Source organism: Ferrovibrio sp. MS7 (assembly GCF_038404985.1).
GTDB lineage: Bacteria > Pseudomonadota > Alphaproteobacteria > Ferrovibrionales > Ferrovibrionaceae > Ferrovibrio > Ferrovibrio plantarum.
In genome coordinates this window covers 575,934-595,721 of sequence record NZ_JBBKBA010000002.1, presented here as the reverse complement: position 1 = coordinate 595,721, position 19,788 = coordinate 575,934, and the positions used below count along the sequence as shown (strand labels likewise).

General features: G+C 65.7%; 15 protein-coding genes. 8 read left to right on the top strand and 7 right to left on the bottom strand.

Annotation, left to right across the window (positions count from 1 at the left end; all coding sequences use genetic code 11):
- Positions 1-38 precede the first annotated feature (38 nt).
- From V6B08_RS16045 to V6B08_RS16025, 5 genes are all read left to right on the top strand, one after another.
- Positions 39-806: a DsbA family protein gene (locus V6B08_RS16045; RefSeq protein WP_341982681.1), complete on the top strand. Its 768-nt coding sequence runs from the start codon at positions 39-41 to the stop codon at positions 804-806.
- 42 nt (positions 807-848) lie between these two features.
- A complete protein-coding gene (locus tag V6B08_RS16040; RefSeq protein WP_341982679.1) occupies positions 849-5,186 on the top strand; it encodes an AAA family ATPase in 4,338 nt (1,445 codons plus the stop codon).
- Positions 5,187-5,207: 21 nt separating this feature from the next.
- On the top strand, positions 5,208-6,548 hold the full coding sequence (locus V6B08_RS16035; protein ID WP_341982677.1) for an AmpG family muropeptide MFS transporter: 1,341 nt from the start codon (positions 5,208-5,210) through the stop codon (positions 6,546-6,548).
- Positions 6,549-6,694: 146 nt separating this feature from the next.
- A complete protein-coding gene (gene olsB, locus V6B08_RS16030) occupies positions 6,695-7,567 on the top strand; it encodes a l-ornithine N(alpha)-acyltransferase (protein ID WP_341982675.1) in 873 nt (290 codons plus the stop codon).
- A gap of 63 nt (positions 7,568-7,630) precedes the next feature.
- Positions 7,631-9,175, top strand: a complete 1,545-nt coding sequence (locus V6B08_RS16025) for an acyl-CoA synthetase (RefSeq protein WP_341982673.1) — start codon at positions 7,631-7,633, stop codon at positions 9,173-9,175.
- Between the two features lie 214 nt (positions 9,176-9,389).
- On the opposite strand, the gene V6B08_RS16020 is transcribed toward V6B08_RS16025, so the two are convergent.
- The 6 genes from V6B08_RS16020 to V6B08_RS15995 all read right to left on the bottom strand — a co-directional run bounded on the left by V6B08_RS16020 (position 9,390) and on the right by V6B08_RS15995 (position 16,284).
- Entirely contained in the window at positions 9,390-10,397 is a 1,008-nt protein-coding gene (locus tag V6B08_RS16020) for an NAD(P)/FAD-dependent oxidoreductase (protein WP_341982670.1), read from the bottom strand.
- Positions 10,394-11,626, bottom strand: coding sequence for an aminotransferase-like domain-containing protein (locus V6B08_RS16015; RefSeq protein ID WP_341982668.1), 1,233 nt, complete (start codon positions 11,624-11,626; stop codon positions 10,394-10,396). The genes V6B08_RS16020 and V6B08_RS16015 overlap by 4 nt, the downstream gene beginning before the upstream one ends.
- A 53-nt stretch (positions 11,627-11,679) precedes the next feature.
- Positions 11,680-12,711: an ABC transporter ATP-binding protein gene (locus tag V6B08_RS16010; protein WP_341982666.1), complete on the bottom strand. Its 1,032-nt coding sequence runs from the start codon at positions 12,709-12,711 to the stop codon at positions 11,680-11,682.
- On the bottom strand, positions 12,708-14,396 hold the full coding sequence (locus tag V6B08_RS16005) for an ABC transporter permease (RefSeq protein WP_341982664.1): 1,689 nt from the start codon (positions 14,394-14,396) through the stop codon (positions 12,708-12,710). The genes V6B08_RS16010 and V6B08_RS16005 overlap by 4 nt, the downstream gene beginning before the upstream one ends.
- A gap of 10 nt (positions 14,397-14,406) precedes the next feature.
- The gene (locus tag V6B08_RS16000) at positions 14,407-15,756 is read right to left on the bottom strand and encodes an ABC transporter substrate-binding protein (RefSeq protein WP_341982662.1); all 1,350 of its coding nucleotides are present in this window, start codon (positions 15,754-15,756) and stop codon (positions 14,407-14,409) included.
- A gap of 135 nt (positions 15,757-15,891) precedes the next feature.
- A complete protein-coding gene (locus V6B08_RS15995; RefSeq protein WP_341982661.1) occupies positions 15,892-16,284 on the bottom strand; it encodes a helix-turn-helix domain-containing protein in 393 nt (130 codons plus the stop codon).
- A gap of 181 nt (positions 16,285-16,465) precedes the next feature.
- Between V6B08_RS15995 and V6B08_RS15990 the strand changes: the two genes are divergently transcribed.
- From V6B08_RS15990 to V6B08_RS15980, 3 genes are all read left to right on the top strand, one after another.
- Positions 16,466-16,945 (top strand): PAS domain-containing protein, encoded by a 480-nt coding sequence (locus V6B08_RS15990; protein WP_341982660.1) that lies wholly within the window; start codon positions 16,466-16,468, stop codon positions 16,943-16,945.
- A complete protein-coding gene (locus V6B08_RS15985) occupies positions 16,935-17,489 on the top strand; it encodes a DUF924 family protein (protein ID WP_341982658.1) in 555 nt (184 codons plus the stop codon). Before V6B08_RS15990 ends, V6B08_RS15985 begins: the two co-directional genes overlap by 11 nt.
- A gap of 72 nt (positions 17,490-17,561) precedes the next feature.
- Positions 17,562-18,152: a LysE family translocator gene (locus V6B08_RS15980; protein WP_341982656.1), complete on the top strand. Its 591-nt coding sequence runs from the start codon at positions 17,562-17,564 to the stop codon at positions 18,150-18,152.
- On the opposite strand, the gene V6B08_RS15975 is transcribed toward V6B08_RS15980, so the two are convergent.
- Positions 18,153-19,679: a YifB family Mg chelatase-like AAA ATPase gene (locus V6B08_RS15975; RefSeq protein ID WP_341982654.1), complete on the bottom strand. Its 1,527-nt coding sequence runs from the start codon at positions 19,677-19,679 to the stop codon at positions 18,153-18,155. It abuts the gene before it with no gap.
- Positions 19,680-19,788: the final 109 nt, after the last annotated feature.

Here is a 19,788-nt window from a genome sequence, read left to right as displayed (position 1 = left end):
TAAAATACCCCCTGGATATTGGGGGTGGGAGCCTCTTCATGAACTATATACAGCGTCTTGCCGCCATTCTGTTTTTCGCCGCCGGGCTTGTGGGCCTGGGTGGCCTTGTGACTGTGAGCGGTGTGGCGCGTGCGCAATCCACCGATCCGCGGCTGCAGGACATGGTGCTCGGCAAGGCCGATGCGCCAGTCACCCTCATCGAGTATGCCTCGCTGACCTGCCCGCATTGCGCCAATTTCCACGCCAGCGTTCTGCCGGTGCTGAAGACCGAATACATCGATACCGGCAAGGTGAAGCTGATCTTCCGCGACTTCCCGCTGGACCAGCTCGCGCTGGCCGGTGCCGCCGTCGCGCGCTGCGCCGGGCCGGAACGCTACTACAGCTTCCTGGAAGTGATGTTCAGCCAGCAGCGCGCCTGGGCCACGGCGGCCGATCCGCGCGCCGCGCTGGCCCAGATCGCCCGCCTCGGCGGCATGTCCACCGAGCAGGTGGAGAATTGCTTCAATGATCAGGCGGTCAACGACTACATCCTGAATTCCCGCCTAGAAGGCAATCAGAAGTTCAACGTCAATTCGACGCCGACGCTGATCGTCAACGGCAAGACGCTGGCTGGCGTGCCGAGCATCGATGAGCTGCGCAAGCTGATCGACGGCCTGGCTGCCAACGCCCCCGCCGGTGGCAGCAATGCGTCGCAGGCGGCAAGCGCCGGCAACTGGTTCGGCGGCAATAGCAAGACCTATATCGCCATCGGCATCGTGGTGCTGGTGGTCGGCGGCATTGTGATCTTCCTGCTCCGCAAACGCTGAAGCAGGCTTCAAGTTCAGGGCGGTTTTCGAAAGGGAAAGCCTGTGCAGTTCACCAAGTTGCGCCTTTCCGGCTTCAAGTCCTTCGTGGAGCCGACCGAATTCGTCATCCATCCGGGCCTCACGGGCGTTGTCGGGCCGAATGGCTGCGGCAAGTCGAACCTGGTCGAGGCGTTGCGCTGGGTGATGGGCGAAAACTCGGCCAAGCGCATGCGCGGCTCAGGGATGGACGACATGATCTTCGCCGGCACGGCCACGCGGCCGGCGCGGAATGTCGCCGAAGTGTCGCTGGTGCTGGACAACAAGACCCGCACCGCGCCTGCCGCCTTCAACGAGCATGAGAACCTGGAGATCGTCCGCCGCATCGAGCGCGAGCGCGGTTCGGATTACCGCATCAACGGCCAGGATGTGCGCGCCCGCGATGTTCAGTTGTTTTTCGCCGATCTGGCATCGGGCGCCAATTCGCCGGCCATGGTCAGCCAGGGCCGCGTTGGTGCCATCATCAATGCCAAGCCGACCGACCGTCGCATGCTGCTGGAAGAGGCGGCCGGCATTTCCGGCCTGCATTCGCGCCGGCATGAGGCCGAACTGCGCCTCAAGGCGGCGGAAACCAATCTTGAGCGTGTCGTCGATGTCATCGGCCAGCTCGATCAGCAATTGCAGGGCTTGAAGCGCCAGGCGCGTCAGGCCAGCCGCTACCGCAACATCGCCGGCCAGATCCGCCGCACCGAGGCGATCCTGTTCCATCTGCGCCATCAGGCTTTGCAGGAAGCCCTGGCCCAGGCCGAGGCGGCTTTGCATGAAGCCGAGCGCGAGGTTGCCGACCGCACGCTGCAGGTTTCCGAAGCCCATGGCGCCGAGCGCATCGCCGCCGAAGCGCTGCCGCCGCTGCGCCAGGCCGAAGCCGAGGCCGGCGCCCGTCTGCATCGCCTGGCCGTGGCCCGCGACGGTCTGGATGCCGAGGAAGCCCGCGCCCGCGAGGCAGCGGCGCAGGTCGAGCAGCGTCTGGCGCAGATCGACTCTGACGCTGGCCGCGAACAGAATCTGAGCCAGGATGCCGCCGCTTTGTTGCAGCGCCTGTCGGAAGAGGCCGCACTGCTCAGCCAGCAGGCCGAAGCCGCCCCGGCGCTGGAGACTGAAGCCGCCGAAGCCGCGCAGACCGCGCAGGATCAGGTGGTGGCCCGCCAGCAGGAACTGGATGCCGCCACCGAGCGCGCCGCCGCCGAACATGCCGAGCGCACCCGCCTGACCCAGGCGATCCAGGAATCCGAGCGCCGGCTGGAGCGGCTGCGCAGCCGAGTTGCCGAACTCACCGAAGAACATGCGCGGCTTGAAGGCGATGTCACTGCCCAGGCCGCCGCCGATGAAGCGGGTGCCGAGATCGAGGCCAAGCTGGCCGCTGTCGAGGCCGCGCGCGCCGCGCTCGATCTTGCCGAGCAGCAGCAGGCGCAGCTTGTGGAAGCCGCCCGTGCCGCATTGGAAAATGTGGAGAGCGATTTCACCGGCCGCATCGATGCCGCCCGTGCCACCCTGGAAGCCATTGAAGCCGAACATGCCGGCAAGCTGGATGCCGCCCGCGCCGCGCTCAGTGCCATCGAGGCCGAGCAGGCGACCAAGGTGGAAGCCGCCCGTGCCGCGCTGAACCAGGTGGAAGCCGAGCAGGCGGCGAAGATCGAGGCGGCTCGTGCCGGCATTGCCAGCGTCGAGACCGACCATGCCAGCCGCATCGAGGCGGCCCGTGCCGGTGTTGCTGCCGTTGATGCCGAATATGCCGAGAAGCTGGAAGCGGCCCGCGGCGTGGTTGCTGCCGCCGAGGCCGAACAGGCGCAGTTGATCGCCGCTGCCCGCGCAGCTTTGGAAGCGGCGGAAGCCGAGCGCCAGGGCCTTGCCGCCGCCGAACAGGCGGCGCGCGATGCCTGGCAGGGCGTACAGGGCGAGCTTACCCGCTTGAAGGCGGAAGAGGCTGGTCTGGCGCGTCTGCTCAAGGCCGACGACAACAACATGTTCGCGCCGGTCATCGATCAGGTGACGGTGGCGCCGGGTTATGAGAAGGCGCTGGGTGCCGCGCTCGGCGATGAATTGAATTCCGCCATCGACAGCGGCGCGCCGATGCATTGGGAAGCGTTGCCGCCGCTCTCCGATGCGCCGGCTCTGCCGGAAGGCGTGCAGTCGCTGGCCAGCCAGGTGACGGCGCCGGCGGCGCTTGCCCGCCGCCTGGGCCAGATCGGCATAGTCGAGGATGCGGACGGTTTGCGTCTGCGCGGCCAACTGCGCCAGGGCCAGCGGCTGGTGTCGAAGTCCGGTGCGCTGTGGCGCTGGGATGGCTTCACCGTTAAGGCCGGTGCGCCCACCGCTGCCTCGATCAAGCTGGAACAGCGCAACCGCCTCGCCGATCTGCGGGAGGAACTGCGCGAACTGGAAACCAAGCTTGCCGATGCCCAGGCTGCCTATGCCGAAGCGCGCCAGGCCACCGAGGCCGGCGTGCAGGCCGAGCGCGAAGCCCGCGCCGGTGTGGCCCAGGCCGAGGCCGGTCGCGATGCCGCGCGCCAGGAAGCCGGCAAGGCGGTGACGGAAGTCGAGCGCCAGCGCAGCGAGGCACGCGAGCGTGCCGGTCAGGTGCTGGCCCAGGCCGAGCGCGACCGCCTCGATGCCCGCAAGGCCGCCGAGCAGGTGGTGGTGCTGGCCGAGCGTGCGCGCCAGGAAGCCCGCCAAGTGGCGGAGCAGGGCGTGCAGCAGGCCGAGCGCGAGCGGGCAGGGGCGCGTGAGCAGGGCCAGGGCCTGATCGCCAGCGCCGAGCGGGAGCGCAACGAAGCCCGAGACCGCGCCCAGTCGGCGCTCGGTGCTGTGGAGCGTGAGCGCAACGAAGCCCGCCAGCGGGCGACGCAGGCATTGGCTCAGGCCGAACGCGAACGCCAGTCAGCGCGCGAGATCGCCAGCCAGGATATCGCGCGGGCCGACCGCGAACTGGAAGCCGCGCGCGTGCGCCAGGCGGAAGTGGTGCGCCGCGAGGCCGAGCGCCAGTCGAAGCTGGCCTCGCTCGGCACCCAGATCGCCGAACTGGGCCAGGAGATCACCGAAGGCGAAGCCGCCTGGCTGGCCTTTGGCGAAGCCCTGGCGGCCCTGCCGGCGGAGGAACTGGCGCGCGAAGCGATTGGCGCGCTGCGCCAGGAAGTCGATACGCTGCGCCAGAAGCTGGCCGAAGCCCGCGCCGCCCTGGAGCAGCTTCGCCGCGATGCCGTTGCCCGCGCCAACCGCCTGGAAGCGATTGCCGCCGAGCGTCAGGCTGCCGAGAACCGCGCCGCCGATGCCGGCCGCCAGCTTGAGCAGTTGCTGAAGCGTCGCGAGGAAGCCGCCACTGAGCTGCAGCGCCTCAACGAAATCCCTGCCGGCATCGAAGCCAAGCGTAGCGGCCTGCTGGACGAACTGGCCAAGGCGGAAGCCGCACGCCAGGAAATGGCCGATCATCTCGCCAATGCCGAAGCGGCGCAGGCGCTGGCGGCCAAGACCGCGCGCGAACTGGAACAGCTTCTCGGCCAGGGCCGTGAAAGCCGCGTGCGCGCCGAGTCCGAACTGGACCACCAGCGCCAGAGCCTGGATGAACTGGCGATCCGCATTCGCGAAGTGCTGGAATGCGCGCCGGAAGACGTGCTGAAGGCCGGCGAAGTCGAGGATGGCGAGGAATTCCCGGCACTGCCGCAGGTCGAGAACCGGCTCGAACGGCTGCGCAAGGAACGCGACAATATGGGTCCGGTCAATCTCCGCGCCGAGCTTGAGGCGCAGGAGGTCGAGGAGAAGCTGAACACCTTGCAGGGCGAGCAGAACGATTTGGTCGCCGCCATCGAGAAGCTGCGCCAAGCCATCGCCTCCTTGAACAAGGAAGGCCGCGAGCGCCTGCTCGAAGCCTTCAAGAAGGTGGACGCGCATTTCCAGAAGCTGTTCGTGCAGGTATTTGGCGGCGGCAAGGCCTATCTGCAGCTCGTCGAAAGCGACGATCCGCTGCAGGCCGGTCTCGAGATCATGGCGTCGCCGCCGGGCAAGCGTTTGCAGGTGATGTCGCTGCTTTCGGGCGGCGAGCAGGCGCTGACCGCGCTGAGCCTGCTGTTCGCCGTGTTCCTCACCAACCCGGCGCCGATCTGCGTGCTCGACGAGGTCGACGCGCCACTGGACGATGCCAACGTGGAGCGGCTCTGCAATCTGATGGAAGCGATGGCGAAGGAAACCGCCGAACTCGCCGAGGGCACCCGCTTCGTGGTGGTGACGCACCACCCGATCACCATGGCGCGCATGGACCGCCTGTTCGGCGTCACCATGGCCGAGCGCGGCGTCTCCACCCTGGTCTCGGTCGATCTGGCCGGCGCCGAGGCGATGCGTCAGACGGCTTGATCCAGCCATGATGCGGGTGGCATGAACCAGGCGATCCGCGACTGGCTCTTGGCCTTCGCGGTCTATCGCGACCGCCGGGTGCTGGCGATCCTGGTGCTCGGCTTTGCGTCCGGCCTGCCGCTGGCGCTGACCGGGCAGACCTTGCAGGCCTGGCTCACCGATAGCGGCACCTCGCTCAAAGCCATCGGCCTGTTCGCCGCCGTCGGCACGCCCTACACACTGAAATTCCTCTGGGCGCCGCTGATCGATCGCCTGGAATTGCCCTGGCTTACCGCCACGTTGGGCCGCCGACGCGGCTGGTTGATCTTCGCGCAGATTCTGCTGATCGCCGCCATCGCCGGTCTGGCCAGCACCGATCCGGCCACGGCGCTGCATATCACCGCGCTTTGCGCTATCGGTGTGGCCTTCGCCTCCGCGACGCAGGATATCGTGATCGATGCCTGGCGTGTCGAGATCCTGGAGGAGCGGCAGCTTGCCGCCGGTGCCGCAACAATAGTGTTCGGCTACCGCGTCGGCATGCTGGTCTCGTCGGCCGGCGCGCTTTATGCCAGCGCCTACTTCTCCTGGCCCGTCGTTTACCTCGGGCTGGCCTGCCTGCTGCTGCTCGGTACCCTCACGGTCTTGCTTGTTGGCGAACCGGCCTCCCGTCCGCGCGAGGATGCCGAGCGCCGCTTCCGCGAGGTCGCCACCTGGCTGGAACAGCGGCCCAATCTGCGCGGTGCGCCAGCCCGTCTTGCGGCATGGCTCTATGTCAGCGTCGCCGGACCCTTCGCGCAATTCATGAGCCGGCCCGGCTGGGTCGCCGTGCTGCTGTTCGTGATGCTGTTCAAGCTCGGCGACAGCCTGGCCGGTGCGCTCGCCACCAGCTTCTATCTCAAGCTTGGCTTCGCCCGCGAGGACATCGCCGAGATCGGCAAGCTCTATGGCTTCGCCGCCACCATGCTGGGCCTGTTCCTGGGCGGCTGGCTGATGCAGGCAGTGGGGCTCTACCGGTCGCTGTGGTTCTGCGGCCTGTTGCAGATGGGCTCCAACCTGCTGTTCGCCGTTCTGGCTTTGCGCGGCCCGGATACCGCTTTCCTGGCGCTGACCGTGGGAGTGGAAAACCTTGCCGGCGGCATGGGCACGGCGGCGCTCGTCGCCTATCTGTCCGCGCTTTGCAATGTCGCCTACACGGCCACGCAATATGCGCTACTGTCCTCACTGACTGCGGTTGCGCGCACGCTGCTGTCATCTTTCGCCGGCTACATGGCCGATTCGCTCGGCTGGCCGCTGTTTTTCGTCGCCACCACCCTGGCGGCCATCCCCGGCCTGGCATTGCTCGCCTGGCTTACACGGCGCGGCGCGGCCACCCGCCTGGGCTAACTTTCTGCTGGAAATCGGGCAATATATCTGCTGAATTTATGTGCAGTTTATGTTGATGACGGCCGCATCTTACCAAGACGACCGCTTTCACCTATATGTCACAAAATTGACATCGTCCCTCAACAGTGTGGCGGGATAGTCGGAGCATGAACATGCAAGTCCCTCTCGGCCTCGCCCCCGCAGTCGCCCTCAACCCGGCACTGCATGGCTGGCAGTGCGCCTCGGCGGATGGCCGTTTCGAGGTGCGTCTCACCCGCCGCGCGGAAGATATCCGGGCCGCACAGCGCCTGCGCTACCAGGTTTTCTACGAGGAGATGGCAGCGCAGCCGACGCCCGAGATGGCGCGCCTGCAACTCGACTTCGACAAGTTCGATGATCTCTGCGACCACCTGATGGTGTTCGACCGCTCGCTGCCCCGCGCCGAGCAGGCCGTGGGTACCTACCGGCTGCTGCGTCGCTCGGTCGCCGAGCGCCATGGCGGTTTCTACTCGGCGTCCGAGTACGATATTTCGCCGATGCTGAACCAGGTCGGCCCGCAGGGCGGCCTGCTGGAGCTTGGCCGCTCCTGCGTGCATCGCGACTATCGCTCCAACGCCATCATCCAGTTGCTGTGGCGCGGCATCTCCACCTATATCGACGACCATGGCATCGAGTTCATGTTCGGCTGCGCCTCGCTGGCCGGCACCGATCCCAGCCGCCATGCCCTGGCGCTGAGCTACCTGCACCATAACCATCTGCCGCCGGAAGCCTGGCGCGTGCGCGCCCTGCCGGCACGCTACGAGGCGATGAACCTGCTGCCGCCCGAGCAGGTCAGCGCGAAGGCTGCGATCCATGCCCTGCCGCCGCTGATCAAGGCGTATCTGCGGCTTGGTGCCTATATCGGCGATGGCGCGGTGATCGACGAGCAGTTCGGTACCACCGACGTATTCATCCTGCTGCCGGTATCGCGTATCGCCCCCAAATACCAGAACCGCTTCCTGCCCGAGGATGGCTTGATCCACGTCGAGGGCCACGCCTAAACTCTCCCGACAAGGGAGAGAAGCGGCAAGGCCCAAACTCTCCCGCTCAGGGAGAGCAACGGGATGTATATTACCCAGTGGGCGGCAAAACTGCCTGGCAAGACGGCCATTGTCATAGCCGAAACCGGCGCCGCGCGCACATATGCCCAGCTTGAAGCGATGTCGAACCGTGCCGCGCAGCTCTTCCGGCAATGCGGCCTCGGCTTCCGCGACCATATGGCCTTGCTGCTTGAGAACAGCCTCGAATTCTATGATGTCTGCTTCGGTGCCGACCGCGCCGGCCTGTACTACACCGCCATTTCCACCCGGCTCACGGCGCCGGAAGTCGCCTATATCGTCAACGATTGCGGCGCCCGGCTGCTGGTAATCGCCCCGGCCTTCGCCGACATGGCTGCGGAATTGCGCAGCCTCTGCCCCAAGGTCGAGCGCTTTTTCATCGTTGGCGCTGTGGCCGGTGGCTTCGAATCCTGGGATGCGGCGGTGGCCGCGATGCCGACGGAGCCTATCCCTGACGAAGTGCAGGGCCGCGACATGCTCTACTCCTCCGGCACTACCGGCAAGCCCAAGGGCGTGAAACGGCCGCTGGCCGGCGACCCGGTCGGTGTCTCGACGCCGTTCTTCGAGAATGCGCTGAAGATTTATGGATATGGCCAGGAGATGGTCTATCTCTCGCCAGCGCCCGGCTACCACGCCGCACCCTTGCGCTACACCATGGTGGTCAGCCGGGTCGGCGGCACCCTGGTGGTGATGCAGCATTTCGATGCCGAACGGGCTTTGGCATTGATCGAGCAGCATGGTGTCACCCATTCCAACTGGGTGCCGACCATGTTCGTGCGGATGTTGAAACTGCCCGACGCAGTACGGACCAAATACCGCCTCGGCACGCACCGCGTCGCCATCCATGGCGCCGGACCGATTTCCATCGAGACCAAGCAGCGCATGATCGATTGGTGGGGGCCGATCCTTTATGAGTATTATGCCGCGTCCGAGGGCAATGGCACCACGATCATTACTTCACCGGAATGGCTTGAGCGGCGCGGCTCGGTCGGCCGCGCGGTGATCGGCAAGCCACATATCGTGAATGAAGAAACCGGCGCCGAGCAGCCTTTGGGCCAGGCCGGCGTGGTGTATTTCGAGGGCGGTCTGCCTTTCGCCTATCATAACGACCCGGAAAAGACCGAAGGTGCCTTCAACGACAAGGGCTGGTCGACGCTCGGCGATATCGGCTATCTCGATGCCGAGGGCTATCTCTACCTTACCGACCGCAAGGCGTTCATGATCATTTCCGGCGGCGTGAATATCTATCCGCAGGAAGCCGAGAATGTGCTGATCAATCATCCGCTGGTCGCCGATGTGGCGGTGATCGGCGTACCGAACGAGGATTTCGGCGAAGAGGTGAAGGCGGTGGTGCAGCTTGTCGATCCGGCCTCGGCTTCACCAGCCCTGGCCGCCGATCTCATCGCCTATTGCCGCCAGCATCTGGCGGCGATCAAATGCCCGCGCAGCATCGATTTCGACCCGGCGCTTCCCCGCCATGAAACCGGCAAGCTCTACAAGCGCCTGATCAAGGACCGCTACTGGGGCAACAAGACCAGCCGGATCGTGTGAACTATTCTTCACGTCGTCACCGCCGGACTTGATCCGGCGGTCTTTGGCAATCCGGCCTGAGATGCGCGGATCAAGTCCGCGCATGACGACAGTGGGGGGCGAGTATGAGGTGGGTGCCCCCCCCCCTGTGTCATGCTCGCGAAGGCGAGCATCCCATTTGATTTGATCAATGGGATTCCCGCGTGCGCGGGAATGACAGTATGGCTTCACAAGCCTACTGCCCCGGCACGCCCTTGGTGGTGGAGTATTCGAAATGCAGCGCCTTGCCCTTGAGGCGGGGATAGAGCGCATGCGCGGCCGATGCCGCTTCTGCGAAGCCGGTGAGGATCAGCTTCAGCTTGCCGGGGTAGCTCGCCACATCGCCGATGGCATGGATGCCGGGCTCTGATGTGGCACAGGTGGCGGGATCGACGCGGAGCTGGTGCCGTTCGAGATCGAGCCCCCAATGCTGCAGCGGCCCGAGATCGCTTTTCAGCCCGAAGAAGGCGAGCAGATGCTGCGCTTCCAGCCGGCGGGCCTCGCCCTCCAGCGATTGCACCAGCACGGCATTGAGCCTGCTGCCATCGCCTTCCAGGCCGCTCAACTGATATGGCACCACGAATTCGACTCCGTTGCCTTGAAGCGCCTGCAACCGGGCGACGCTTTCCGGCGCGGCGCGGAATTGCGCCCGGCGGTGGATCATATGGATGCGGGCCGCCACACCATGCAGCGCCAAAGCCCAGTCGACGGCGGAATCGCCGCCGCCTGCAATCGCCACGCTGGCCCCGCGAAAATCCTCTGCCCTGCGCACCAGGTAATGCACCGCCTTGCCTTCATAGGCCTCGATGCCAGCGAGCGGTGGCCGGTTCGGGCCGAAGGCGCCGGCACCGGCAGCGATGATTACCGCACGTGTCTGGATCGTATCGCTCTTGTCGGTGCCGAGCAGAAAGCCGTCACCCGCGCGGCGGCAGTTCTCGATGCGGCGGCCGAGCAGATAGCGTGGCGCGAAGGGCGCTGCCTGCGCTTCGAGTTGCTGGATCAGGTCGGCGGCGGCAATCCGCGGGTAACCCGGAATGTCGTAGATCGGCTTTTCCGGATAGAGCGCGCTGCATTGCCCGCCGAGTTCCGGCAGCGCATCCACCAGCGTGCAGGAAAGCCCGAGCATGCCGCACTGAAACACCGCGAACAGCCCGACCGGACCGCCGCCGATGATCGTTACGTCGCTGCCGTGTGCTTCGCTCATTCCGCCGCGGCGCTGTTGGCCCGCAGCGTGTTCTGCACCAGGGCGGCGAGGCGCTCGATGCCTTCCTCGATGCGCTCCGGCTGGCCGAGCGAGAAGCTCAGGCGCGCGGTGTTGCGCTTCGGCTCGGTGGCATAGAAGGCCGAGCCGGGCACGAAGGCGACATTGGTATCCTTGATGGCGCGCTCCAGCAGGGCGGTGGCATCGACGCTTTCCGGGAATTCCAGCCAGATGAACATGCCGCCATCGGGCACGTTCCAGGTCACTTCCTTGGGGAAGCTGCGGTTCAGCGCCGCCAGCATGGCATCGCGCCGCGCCTTGTAGGTCGGGCGCAGCTTCGCCACTTGGGTGGTGTGCGAGGAACGCGCCAGTTCGTTGGCGATGATCTGGTTCACCGTCGAGCAATGCAGGTCGGATGCCTGCTTCAGCAGCACCAGCTTGTTGATCAGCGAGGCATCCGCCGCGATCCAACCGATGCGCAAAGCCGGGGTCAGCACCTTTGAGAGGCTGCCGACATAGATCACCAGATTCTTGTTATCGGCGCGCTTGGCTTCCAGCGCGGCGAAGCTCGGGATGCGCTGGCCGTCATAGCGCAGTTCCTCGTAGGGCGAATCTTCCAGGATCGCGACATTGTATTTGTAGGCGAGATCGAGGATCGCCTCGCGGCGCTTGAGCGAGGTGGTTATGCCGGCCGGATTGCAGAAATCCGGCGTGAGATAGAAGAATTTCGGCTTCCGGGCGAAGGCGGCTTCCAGTTCCGGCAGCTTGGCGCCTTCCGAGTCCATCGGCACGGCGATAAAATCCGGCTGGTAGGTGCCGAACACCTGGATGGCGCCGAGATAGCTCGGATCCGTCACCACCAAGCCGTCGCCGGCATTGATGAAGGCGCGACCGAGGAAATCGAGTGCCTGCTGCGCGCCGCTGGTGATCAGAATGCGGTCGGGCGCGGCTTCGATGCCATGGCCCTGCAGGTAGCCGGCGATCCATTCGCGCAAGGGCAGGTAGCCCTCGCTGATCGAATACTGGAAGGCATCGGCGGCGCGTGCCGGGTCGCCCATGATCTCGGCATAGGCCTTCGAGATGGTTTCCAGCGGGAACATCGCCGGGTCGGGAATGCCGCCGGCGAACGAGATGATCTCCGGGCGGTTGATCAATTTGAGCAACTCGCGAATCTCGGAGGCGCGCAGATCGTTGACGCCCTGGGCGAGCGCGGGAAGGGATGATGTGGACATGCTGGTTCGTTTCCTCTGCTTGGCCGCAGATTAGCGGAGCAGGCAGGGCGAGCCTAGTCCCGCAGCAGCAAAACCGCCTCGTCGGGCACTTGTACCGATACAATCCGGCCGGGATCGAAAACCGCCTCGCCGGGGCGGTGCAGGCGGTCGATATGCAGCCGGTGCGGCCCGACCTGCACGGCATAGCGCACCATGCCGCCGAGGAATTGCCGGCTCGTCACCTGGCCATTGAGGGCACCGGCCTGGTCCGATCCAAGGCCCAGGCTCTGCGGCCGCAGGGCCAGGCAGGCCGGGCCATCCTGTGCCGTCATGGGCAAGATGATGGCCTCGGCCTCGAAGCGGCCGTCGCGCACATTGCCTTCGATCAGGTTGGCGGAACCGAGGAAGCCGGCGACGAAGCGGTTCGCCGGGCGGTCATAGAGGTCCACAGGGCGGCCGATCTGCTGGATGCGGCCGCCATCCAGCAAAGCCATGCGGTCGGAGACGGCGTTGGCTTCTTCCTGGTCATGGGTGACGAAGATCGTGGTCAGTCCGGTGCGGCGCTGCAGGTCGCGCAATTCCTCGCGCATTTCCTCGCGCAGCTTTGCGTCGAGATTCGAGAGCGGCTCGTCCAGCAGCAGTACTTCCGGCTGCACCACCAGGGTGCGCGCCAGCGCCACGCGCTGCTGCTGCCCGCCGGAAAGCTGGCTGGGGCGCCGTGCGCCATAGGCTTTCAGGCCGACCAGATCCAGCGCCTGTTGCACGCGTGTCGCGATCTCGGCACGCGGCACTTTGCGCTGCTCCAGGCCGAAGGCGACATTCTCCGCCACCGTCATATGCGGCCACAGGGCATAGGACTGGAACACCATGCCGACATTGCGCTGCCAGGGCGGCAGGCGGGTGATGTCGCGGCCATTGACGCGGATGCTGCCTTGATCCGGCTGGCCGAAGCCGGCAACAAGGCGCAGCAAAGTCGTCTTGCCCGAGCCGGACGGCCCGAGGAAGGCGAAGAATTCGCCGCGCGCAATATCCAGGCTCACGTTATCGAGGATGGTCTGGGCGCCATAGCTGAAGCGCACGCCGGCAATATCAACGCCACCAGTCATTCGGTCCCCCTCAATCCACGTTTGGCCCGGTCGTGCTCGGCGATGCGATACGAGACGAAGCTGCCCAAAGCCACCAGCAGCACGGCTATGATGCCGAGAGCCGCACCGGGGCCGCGTCCCGCCGGGGTCTGCATCGCGGTGTAGATGCCATAGGAAATTGGCGCCGAGACATCGCGCGTCACCAGCATCAGCGTCGCCGACAATTCCACGGCGGCGGTGGCGAAGCTGGTGACGAAGGCGGCGGCGAGGCCGCCGGTCATCAGCGGTACGACAATGCGGCGCAAGGTGGTGAGTTTGCCGGCGCCGAGCATCTCGGCGGCTTCCTCCAAGCTGACATGCAACTGCTGCAAGGCAGCGACGCAGGCGCGCAAGGCATAGGGCAGGCGACGGATGGCATAGGCGATCACCAACATGCCCCAGAAGGTGGCGAGCGACGAGCCATCGGGCAGCTTCACTTCGAAATAGAGCCTGAGCAGGCCGATGCCGAGCACCAGGCCGGGCACGGCCAAGGCTGCGGTGGCGATCTGATCCAGCAATTGCCGCGCCGGTAGCTTGGTGCGCAGGATCAGCCAGGCGATTGCCGTGCCCAGCACCAGGTCGATCAGGGCCGCCAGGCCGCAATAGAGCACGGTGTTGCCGATCTGATGCGCGGATTCATTCCAGGCGGTGATGTAATGCTGGAAGGTGAAGGCATCGGGCAGCACGCTGAAGCTCCAGATAGTGCCGAGCGAGAGCAGCAGGATGCCGATATGCGGGCTGAGCGCCACCAGCAGCGCCACCACGATGAAGCCCCAGGCCAGCAGCATCTGCGGCCGGCTCAATTGCCGCCGGCCGAGGCCGCCGCCGCCGCGCTGCTGCGTGGAGTATTCCTTGCCGCGCAAGGCTAGCGCCGAGAGTGCCATGGCGGCGAGCGAGAAGCCGACCAGGATCACGGCGATGACATAGCCCATCGGGTCGCCCATGCCGACCGAGGTGATGCGCAGGTAAGCCTGCGGCGCCAGCATGTTGGTGACGCTGAGCAGCAGCGGCGTGCCGAGATCGTCGAACACCTTGACGAAGACCAGCGAGGCACCGGCGATATAGCCCGGCAAAGCCAGCGGGAAGACGATGCGGCGGAACAGCCCGAAGCCGTGCGAGCCGAGATTCTGCGCTGCTTCCTCCATGGCGCTATCGATGTTGTTCAGCGCTGCGGTGAGGTTGAGCAGGATGAAGGGGAAGTAATGCAGCGCCTCGACGAAGACGACGCCGTTCAGCCCTTCCATGAAGCCGATGCGGAAGCCGAACCAGTCGTTCAGCAGCAGGTTGACGCTGCCGTTGCGGCCGAAGATCAGCTGCATCGCCACGGCGCCGACGAAGGGCGGCATCACCAGGGGGATGACGCCCAACGCCTGGATCAGGCCGGCGCCGGGAAAGCGGAAGCGGGCCAGCAGATAGGCCAGCGGCACGGCGATCAGCGTCGCCCAGATCACGCTCATCACCGCGACATAGAAGGAATTGAAGAAGCTTTCGCGGAACAGCGAGGTGCCGAAGAAGTCGGCGAAATGCACCAGGGTGAAGCCGCCATCCTGAGCACGGAAAGCGGTGAGCACCACGCTCAGCACCGGCAGCACCAGGAACAGCAGCAGGAACAGCCCGACCAGGGCGGCTAGCGCGAGGGCGAAGCCGCCCCCGCGCCCGAACGACAATGCCGGCACCTTACTTCGCCGCCTTCACCGCCTGCTCGGCCAACCCCTTGGCCTCGGCATAGTTCTTCTTGGCGAAGGCATCCCACTGTTCTTCATACTGCGCCTGGCGGGCCTGCGCCGGCTTCTCCTTCGAGGTCGGCTGGAAGGCACCGGCAATCGCCGGGTCGGCGGCTTCCTTGTCGCTGAGCGGAATCGCGGTGGCTTTGGCGCGCGCATCCGCCAGCAGCTTCTCGGCTTGCGGCGTCTTCTTCTTCGCCACTGCCGCGTCGGCGGCATGGATTGCCTTCCAGGCTTCGTTCAGTTCCTTGAGGCGGAAGGTGACCAGGCGGTCGTAGAGCGAGTTCACCAGCTCATAGCGCGCTTCCGAGAGATCGGAATCGAACGCCACCTTGGCGCCGAGCTTGGTGTTCTTGAACGGGTTCGGGTAATCCGCCGGCGCCTTGGCATAGGTGTCGGGGCGCACTGGCAGGCGGCGGATTTTCGGCTCCAGCAGGATTTCCTGGCCCTCGGGCGACATCAGGAATTCCACGAAGGCCTCGGCGGCCTTGCGGTTCTTGGCGTTGTTGATGATGCCGATGCTGGCCGGCACGATGGTGGTGAGTTCAGGATAGACGAATTCCACCGGGAAGCCGCTGGCCTTGGCGGCGAGGCCGAAGAAGTCGATCACGATGCCGAGGCCATACTGGCCGCTATTCACCGAGTCCGGCACGCCGAAGCTGCGGTCGGAAACGGTGACGAGGTTGCCGCCGATTTCCAGCAGCGTGGCCCAGCCCTTGGTCCAGCCTTCGCCCTGCAGGATGGTCTCGACGGTGAGATGCGTGGTGCCGGAGCGCGAGGGCGCCGAAATGCCGACATGGCCGGCATAGATCGGCTTCTTCAGGTCATCCCATTCCTTCGGCAGCGGCAGCTTGTTTCCCTGCATATAGCGGGTGTTGTACATGATGCCGTAGCCGGACGCGGCGAAGCCGAAGAAATGCCCCTCGGGGTCGTTGATCGGGAAGGCACCGACCTTTTCCGGGATGCCGCTGGCCTTGAGCTTGTAGGGGCTCAGCAGCTTGTTCTTCTTCAGCACCTCGAAAGCGTCCGGCGCCGACACCCAGAACAGGTCCGGCGGATTGCTCTGGGTCTCGCGGATATAGGCGACGGCAGCGGTGGTGTTGCGGTTCTGCACTTCCACCTTGGTGCCGGGATATTTCTTCTCGAAGGCGGCGGCATAGGGGCCGGTGAGATCCTTCGGGAAGGAGGTGATCACCACCACCTTGTCTTCCAGGGCTTGCGCCAGAGCGAGGCCCGGCAGGCCCGCCGCGGCGGTCAGGGCGAATGTGGCGGCGGCCAGCAGATGGCGGCGAGCGAGACGCATGGATTCCCTCCCGGGATGTTATGGTTTGTCATAAAACCGTAACAATGCTCGCGCTGCTTGGCAATGAACCGAGAGGTGATTCCCGCTTAATGCGGCCCAGTTTAGTGCGGCCTAACCTCTAATGCGGCCCAATCTCTAATGTGGCTTGGCGCCATGCTCGTCGGCCAGTTGCGCCACGGCGCGCAGCAGTTTGCCGCGTTCGCGTTCGGATTCGATCTGGCCGAACAGGAAGGTGAGGCGTTCGAGTTCGAAATCGCCGGCACGTTCCTGGGCGCGGCTGGTGAAGGAAGCTTGTTCGAAGCCCAGCACCTCGGCGATGCGCCCGAGCAGGCGCGGCGCTACCGGCCGGCGGCCGGATTCATATTCGGCCAGGGTGGCGGCGCGGCAGCGGCAGGCCCGCGCCAGTTGTTCCTGGCTCAGTTCGCGGAATTCGCGGAATAGCCGGATCCGGCGTCCGAGATCGGCCTGGGCTTCAGGATTAGCCCTGGTTTTCGACCTATTCGGGGTTTTTGGTGTATTCATCGCCATCGTGCCGCCCCTAAAGTGTTCCACTATGTGGAACACTGCCACTGTGGCAAATCGCGCGAGGAAATACAACTGGAGCCTTCGGGTTCGGCTTCGTCTTTCGATGAAGCGCTGTGACCGTCGATACAGCGGCCGGGTGCGCCAGCGGCTATATCGGCTGCATAACAGGCTGGGAGGCCGGAAGATGCACAGGTCGATGCAATTGCCAGAGCATTTGCAGGCGTTGGAGGCGTATTGGTGCCTGAAGCGGCGCGGCCGTCTGCTGCCGGATCGCTCCGGCTTCGGGCCGCTGGAATTGCGCCCCTGGCTCGGCCATATCGCGGTGATCGCAGTAGAGCGCCAGCCGGCAGGCGATGACGCAGCTATGCGCTTCCGTGTCGCGCTGTCCGGCATGCATATCGATGATTATCGCGGCGGCGGCGTCACCAACCGCTATCTCGACGATCTCACCCGGGGCCGTACCAGCACCGAACCGCATTACCGCTGCTGCGTCGCGACGCGCCAGCCGGTGCGTTTCCTGCACGACAATTCCCATAACAGCCTGCTCTATCCGCAGATGCTGAAACTGCTGCTGCCCTTAAGTCAGGATGACCGCAGCGTCGACCGCATCATTGTCGGCGTGCATGCCGAACCTTTGCCGATGGATCGTTCCCTTGCAGCTTGAAGCCCAGGCTGCCGAGGCGGAAAACGTCATCGCTTTCTGGCGCCAGGCCGGGCCGGAGCGCTGGTTCGCCAAGGATGCAGCGTTCGACGAGGATTTCCGTGCCCGTTTCCTGAGCCTGCATGAGCGCGCAGCGCGCGGCGAACTCGATGCCTGGCTGGATACGCCGGAAAGCGCGCTGGCGCTGCTGCTGCTGCTCGATCAATTTCCGCGCAACTGTTTCCGTGGCTCGGCCCGCATGTATGCCACCGATGCGGCGGCGCGGGCGGCGGCGGCACGCGTCATCGATGCAGGTTTCGACCTGCGCATCGAGCCAGCGTTGCGGCTTTTCGTCTATTTGCCGTTTTCCCATTCCGAGTCGCTTGCCGACCAGGATCATGCCGTGGCCTTGCAGCACTCGCTCGGGCCGGAGCCTTACAGTCACGCCCTTGGCCATCGCGACATCATTCGCCGCTTCGGCCGTTTTCCCCACCGCAACGCAATTCTAGGCCGTGCAACGACGCCTGAGGAAGCGGCCTTCCTCGCCGGCGGCGGCTTCAGCGGCTGACAGGTCACATGCTTACAAGATAGCGGCATGATGCTGCGCCATATCTCTGCCAGGTAATCGCGGAGGTTTTGCATGGTCGGCGCGGCGGCATCCTTGCTTCTGGCGGCATTGATCGTGATGGGCAGTCCGGGGCCATCCACAGTCAGCCTTACGGCAGTGACGGCCAGCCTCGGGCTGCGCGCATCGCTGAACTATGGTGCCGGACTGGTGCTGGGCACGGTCTCCGTGTTGCTGCTGGTTACGACCGGCGTTTCCGGGCTGCTGCTGGCCTGGCCGCAGGCGGCTTTGCCGCTGCGCCTCGCAGGCCTCGCCTATTGCCTCTATCTCGCCTGGCGCATCGCGACCGGGCCGCCCTTGCAGATGGCGCATAGTACTGACCGCGCACCCGGCTGGCTTGCCGGCTATCTGCTGGCATTGGCCAATCCGAAAGCCTACCTCGCCATCGGCGCGGTCTATTCCGGCCAGATGCTGCTGCCCGCTGCGCCGCTCGCCGATGCGGCGCTGAAATGCCTGCTGCTCAGCCTGATGGTGGTGCTGATCCATCTTGCCTGGGGCCTGTTCGGCGCGCTGCTGGCGCGGCATCTGCGCGATGCCCGGATGGCGCGGCTGATCAATGGCGTGCTGGCGGCGGCCTTGGTGCTGAGCTTGATACTGACATTCTAGCTACCGCGCCAAAGCGATGCGGCGATAGCTGAGTGCTTCCGCCACATGCAGGCGGCGCACGCCGTCGCTGCCTTCGAGATCGGCGAGCGTGCGGGCGACACGCAGCACGCGGTGATAGCCGCGCGCAGTGAGGCGCAGGGCGCTTGCTGCTTCGGTCAGCAGCGTGCGGCCGGCAGTATCGGGTGTGGCGACACGTTCGAGCAATTCGCCATCGGCATCGGCGTTGCAGCGCACCGGCATGTCGCCATGCGTCGCATCGGCATAGCGTTGGCGCTGGATCTCGCGCGCCGCCTGCACCCGTGCCGCAACTTGTGCAGAGCCTTCGCGGGGGGCAGGCAGGGCCAGGTCGGCGGCTTCCACCGCCGGCACGTCGAGATGCAGGTCGATGCGGTCGAACAGCGGCCCTGAGATGCGGGTCTGGTAATCCTGGCCGCAGCGCGGTGCCTTCGAGCAGGCCTGCGCCGGATCGGCGAGATAGCCGCAGCGGCAGGGATTCATCGCCGCCACGAGTTGGAAACGCGCCGGATAGGAGACATGCGCATTGGCGCGCGCCACCACGGCGCGACCTGATTCCAGCGGCTGGCGCAGACTATCGAGCACGCTGCGGCCGAATTCCGGCAGTTCGTCCAGGAACAGCACGCCGAGATGCGCCAGGCTCACTTCGCCGGGCTTGGCGCGATGGCCGCCGCCGATCAGCGCCGCCATCGAGGCGGAGTGATGCGGGTTGCGGAACGGGCGGCGGCGGGTGAGGCGGCCATTCTCGATCTGCCCGGCCAGCGAGGCGATCATGCTCACCTCCAGGATTTCAGCCGTATCGAGCGGCGGCAGCAGGCCAGGGAGGCGCTGCGCCAGCATCGACTTGCCCGCACCCGGTGGGCCGATCAGCAGCAGGTTGTGGCCGCCGGCTGCCGCCACTTCCAGGGCGCGCTTGGCACTTTCCTGGCCCTTGATGTCGCGCAGATCGAGGTGCGTCAGGGCTTCTTCGGCGGCTTCCGCCTGGGGCGTCGGCAGCACCTGGCTGCCCTTGAAGTGATTGACCAGGGCCAGCAGGCTCGGCGCCGCGACCACAGCGGCGGCGCCGCCGGCCCAGGCGGCCTCGCCGCCTTGCGCACCAGGGCAGATCAGGCTTTTGCCGAGCGCATTGGCGGCGATGGCAGCGGGCAGCACGCCGGCCACCGCGCCGATGGCGCCATCCAGCGCCAGTTCGCCAAGCGCCACATGCTCATCCAACAGGTCGACCGGCAGCACGCCCATGGCGGCGAGCAGGGCGAGCGCGATCGGCAGGTCGAAATGGCTGCCTTCCTTGGGCAGGTCGGCGGGAGCGAGGTTCACCGTGATGCGTTTCGGCGGCAGGCCGAGGCCGATGGCGCCAAGGGCTGAGCGCACCCGCTCGCGGCTTTCCGCCACCGCCTTGTCGGCGAGGCCAACGACGGTGAAGGCCGGCAGGCCGGCGCTGACCTGCACCTGGACATCCACCGGCAGCACATCGATGCCCTGGAAGGCGACGGTCTGGATACGCGCGACCATCTAGCGCTATGGGGGAGAAATGGCAGGTTGGCACATGCATAGGATGCTATGCGCCGCTGGCAATCATGCCAAGTGCGAAAGCGACGCCCTGCTCATGCGCCGCCAACGC

Coding starts and splice junctions, on each gene's coding strand:
- V6B08_RS16045 (WP_341982681.1), top strand. CDS start 39: ATGAACTATATACAGCGTCTTGCCGCCATTCTGTTTTTCGCCGCCGGG.
- V6B08_RS15995 (WP_341982661.1), bottom strand. CDS start 16,284: ATGGCGATGAATACACCAAAAACCCCGAATAGGTCGAAAACCAGGGCT.
- V6B08_RS16010 (WP_341982666.1), bottom strand. CDS start 12,711: ATGACTGGTGGCGTTGATATTGCCGGCGTGCGCTTCAGCTATGGCGCC.
- V6B08_RS16025 (WP_341982673.1), top strand. CDS start 7,631: ATGTATATTACCCAGTGGGCGGCAAAACTGCCTGGCAAGACGGCCATT.
- V6B08_RS15990 (WP_341982660.1), top strand. CDS start 16,466: ATGCACAGGTCGATGCAATTGCCAGAGCATTTGCAGGCGTTGGAGGCG.
- V6B08_RS16020 (WP_341982670.1), bottom strand. CDS start 10,397: ATGAGCGAAGCACACGGCAGCGACGTAACGATCATCGGCGGCGGTCCG.
- V6B08_RS16000 (WP_341982662.1), bottom strand. CDS start 15,756: ATGCGTCTCGCTCGCCGCCATCTGCTGGCCGCCGCCACATTCGCCCTG.
- V6B08_RS15980 (WP_341982656.1), top strand. CDS start 17,562: ATGGTCGGCGCGGCGGCATCCTTGCTTCTGGCGGCATTGATCGTGATG.
- V6B08_RS15975 (WP_341982654.1), bottom strand. CDS start 19,679: ATGGTCGCGCGTATCCAGACCGTCGCCTTCCAGGGCATCGATGTGCTG.
- V6B08_RS16015 (WP_341982668.1), bottom strand. CDS start 11,626: ATGTCCACATCATCCCTTCCCGCGCTCGCCCAGGGCGTCAACGATCTG.
- V6B08_RS16035 (WP_341982677.1), top strand. CDS start 5,208: ATGAACCAGGCGATCCGCGACTGGCTCTTGGCCTTCGCGGTCTATCGC.
- olsB (WP_341982675.1), top strand. CDS start 6,695: ATGAACATGCAAGTCCCTCTCGGCCTCGCCCCCGCAGTCGCCCTCAAC.